Here is a 3,586-nt window from a genome sequence, read left to right as displayed (position 1 = left end):
GCGCTCAAGCGCCATGCCACCCACATGCTGCAGTTCAAGCCGGGCTCCGACGTGGCAATGTTGAACGCGATCCTCCACACGATCATCGATGAGGGGCTCCACGATCGGCAGTATGTCGAGGCGCACACCGAGAATTTCGCGCAGCTCAAGCAGCATCTCGCGGATTACTCACCCGAGAAGATGGCAGACATCTGCGGTATCGATCCCACCACCCTGCGCACCGTGGCGCGCACCTTCGCCCGTGCAGAGGCTGGCATCATCTTCTGGGGAATGGGTATATCCCAGCACATCCACGGGACCGACAATGCGCGCTGCCTGATCGCGCTCGCGATGATCTCTGGACAGGTCGGCCGGCCCGGCTCGGGCCTCCATCCGCTGCGCGGTCAGAACAACGTGCAGGGCGCCTCCGACGCGGGCCTGATCCCCATGGTTTATCCAGACTACCGCTCGGTCGAAGACGAAAGCGTGCGCAAGGAATATGAGAAATTCTGGGGCACCACCCTCGATCCCAAGCGCGGTCTCACCGTGGTCGAGATCGTCCACGCGGCACTCGCGGGCGAGATTCGCGGCATGTACATAATGGGTGAGAATCCGGCCATGTCGGACCCCGACGCCCAGCATGCGCGCGAAGCCTTCGCCAAGCTCGAGCATCTCGTCGTTCAGGACATCTTTCTCACCGAGACCGCATATCATGCCGACGTGATCCTGCCCGCCTCCGCATGGCCGGAAAAGGATGGCACGGTCACGAATACAAACAGGCAGGTCCAGATGGGCCGTGTGGCCCTCAAGCCACCAGGCGATGCGCGCCAAGATTGGTGGATCATCCAAGAGATTGCGCGCCGCATGGGGCTCAAGTGGACCTACGGGCACCCGCGCGACGTCTTTGGCGAGATGGCGAAGATGATGCCGTCACTTGCAAATATCACCTGGGACCGCCTCTTGCGACAGGACGTGGTCACCTATCCTTCGGACGGCCCCGACCATCCCGGACACAGCGTGGTGTTCGGCGACGGCTATCCGACCTCGAGCGGGCGCGCGAAGCTCGTTCCGGCGGCGATCGTTCCGCCGAGCGAAACACCCGACGCGGACTACCCGCTTGTGCTCACGACCGGCCGCCAACTCGAGCACTGGCATACGGGGGCGATGACTCGACGTGCGTCGGTTCTCGACGCGATCGAGCCCGGCGCAATCGCCGAATTTTCACCGGCATTCCTGATGAAGCAAGGCATCAAGCCGGGTGAGAAGGTCCGCGTCGTGACCCGGCGCGGCGCCATCGAGCTTGCAGCGCGAGCGGACGGAGCGCTTCCCGACGGCATGGTGTTCATTCCATTCTGCTACGCCGAGGCGGCGGCCAATATCCTGACCAACCCGCAGCTCGACCCCTTCGGCAAGATTCCGGGGTTCAAGTATTGCGCCGCGCGCGTCGAAAAAGTCCCCGCGACGAAGGCGGCTGAATAAGAGGTCGGGCGGCTCAAGCGTGGAGCATTTTTTCGGCAAAGTGGATGCCGGTTTGCCGCAGAAAATGCGACAAAACAGAATATTCTAGAGCGCGACCCATTCAATCCAATCGCGTCATGCTCTAAATCGGCTTCTTGATCGCCCGGGCGAGCGTGCCGACGATGCCGCGACGCTCCACTCCCTCGATCAGTTGACGAGCGGGCATACTCCCTTCTCTTGCGCAAGGGGTCGGAACGCATCCTCCGGTTTGATTGTGGCAAGCACTTTGTAATAGTCGTAAGGCCCTTTCGACTTATTGGGCTTTTTGACTTCCATGAGATACATTGCATGCACCGCGCGTCCGTCGACGCGAAGTTCCGTCGACCCGAATAGAGGATCGTCCCACTTTGTCGCCTTCATCTTGTCTATCACTTTCAAGCCGTCTTCGGCCGAACCCACCTGCTTTACCGCCTCGAGATAATGAAGCGTCTCCGAGTAGACTCCCGCCTGCACCATCGTCGGATATCTCCCGTTGTTCCGCTTTGCGAAACGTTGCGACCAGGCTCGCGTCTTGTCGTTGAGGTCCCAATAGAAGGCAGTCGTGACCGTCAGCCCCTGCGCCAATTGAAGGCCAAGCGAATGGACATCTGAGATGAAGACGAGGAGACCGACCAGCTTCTGACCGCCCTGCACTATACCGAATTCGGCGGCCTGCTTGATCGAATTGATGGTATCGCCGCCCGCATTCGCTAGCCCGATGATCTCGGCATTGGACAATTGAGCTTGCTGCAGGAACCACGAGAAATCGGGGCTGTTGAGTGGCACGTACACCGAGCCGATAACCTTGCCGCCCGCTGCTCTCACGACGTCGGATGTGTCGCGCTCGAGCGTGCGCCCGAATGCATAATCCGCCGTGATGAAGAACCAGGTATCGCCTCCTTGCCTCACGATGGCGCCGCCCGTGCCGTGCGCAAGCGCCCAAGTGTCATATGTCCAGTGCACCGTGTTTGGCGAGCACCTGGAACCCGTGAGCTCGGAGCTTGCCGGGCCCGAAGCCAAGAAGGCCTTGTTCTTTTTCTTTGTGATCTCACTGACTGCGAGTGCGACGCTCGAGGTCGGCACGTCGACGATCGCGTCCACCTTGTCGACGTCGTACCACTGCCGCGCGATGCTTGAGCCGACATCGGGGTCGTTGAGGTGGTCCGCCGAGATGACGTCTACTTTCATGCCGTTCTTGGCGGGATCGAAATCCTCGACGGCCATCTTGGCCGCTTCGACCGACCCCGGACCGCCGATCTCGGCATAAAGGCTCGACATATCGCTCATCACGCCGAGTTTGACCGCGAGTTCGGCCCGTGCCGCACCGGTGGCCAGCGCCATGACGGCGGCGGTAGCGAACAGCGTCTTTTTCATAATCGCCTCCCGGGCTCGCTCGGCCCGATGAGAGCGTGGATAGTTCCCCGCCAAACGCGCAAGCGCACCCCATTGACGGTAACAAAGCCTCGGAACTCTTTCGTCAAGCCATCGGTTTCGAGGATGAAATCCCCGGCCATCGCGGTTTCGCTCGCTGACGCGCCGAAGCGCGGCGCCATTGTTTTTGTACCGGCACCCGTGTTGAAGCCGAGCACCGTGTTACTCGAACCGTAACACAACCCCTCCTCGATCTTCTAAGCAAAACGACGCGATCATGCCCTTGCGGATGCCCTGGGGATTGCGTACGCATCCTGAAACAGTGCGCGCATCGGCCCCGAGTGCGATAACGGCAGTTGGCCCGCGGCACGTTCGCGCCTAAAGTGTGGGCAACGACAGATCGCGTGCCCGGGAGGAAAATCGAATGCCCAAAGAGCTTACCCATTTCATCGGCGGCAAGCCTGTGGCCGGACGAAGCGGCCGTTTTTCCGACGTCTATAACCCGGCGACGGGAGAAATCTCGGCGCGCCTGCCGCTTGCCGACGCCGCCGAGGTCGATGCCGCGGTCGCCAGCGCCAAGGCTGCATTCCCGAAATGGGCCGCTACGCCGCCGCTCATGCGTGCACGGGCGATGTTTCGCTATAAGGAGATATTGGAGAGGAATCGTGATCGGCTTGGACGCCTCATTGGATCGGAGCATGGCAAGGTGCTCGGCGATGCAACGGGTGAAGTCACGCGC

At 61.1% G+C, this 3,586-nt stretch carries 3 protein-coding genes and 1 pseudogene; 2 read left to right on the top strand and 2 right to left on the bottom strand.

Annotated features, from left to right (window positions below):
* Nucleotides 1-1,458: molybdopterin-dependent oxidoreductase (locus tag VEJ16_12325; protein ID HYB10449.1), on the top strand; the 1,458-nt coding region annotated here is incomplete at its 5' end.
* A gap of 186 nt (nucleotides 1,459-1,644) precedes the next feature.
* Here VEJ16_12325 and VEJ16_12320 read toward each other — a convergent pair.
* Both VEJ16_12320 and VEJ16_12315 read right to left on the bottom strand, forming a co-directional pair.
* A complete protein-coding gene (locus tag VEJ16_12320) occupies nucleotides 1,645-2,850 on the bottom strand; it encodes an ABC transporter substrate-binding protein (GenBank protein HYB10448.1) in 1,206 nt (401 codons plus the stop codon).
* A gap of 5 nt (nucleotides 2,851-2,855) precedes the next feature.
* Nucleotides 2,856-2,990 (bottom strand): annotated as a pseudogene (locus tag VEJ16_12315) (ABC transporter ATP-binding protein).
* A 281-nt stretch (nucleotides 2,991-3,271) separates the two neighbouring features.
* On the opposite strand from VEJ16_12315, the gene VEJ16_12310 reads away from it, so the two are divergent.
* Nucleotides 3,272-3,586, top strand: a 315-nt coding sequence (locus VEJ16_12310; GenBank protein HYB10447.1) for an aldehyde dehydrogenase family protein, incomplete at its 3' end; no start/stop codon positions are given.

This window comes from Alphaproteobacteria bacterium (assembly GCA_035625915.1).
GTDB lineage: Bacteria > Pseudomonadota > Alphaproteobacteria > JACZXZ01 > JACZXZ01 > DATDHA01.
The sequence above is the reverse complement of the archived record's forward strand: the minus strand, read 5'-3'. Positions and strand labels throughout refer to the sequence as shown.

Excerpts from the sequence above, each read along its gene's own strand:
- VEJ16_12320 (HYB10448.1), bottom strand. The coding sequence starts at position 2,850 with ATGAAAAAGACGCTGTTCGCTACCGCCGCCGTCATGGCGCTGGCCACC.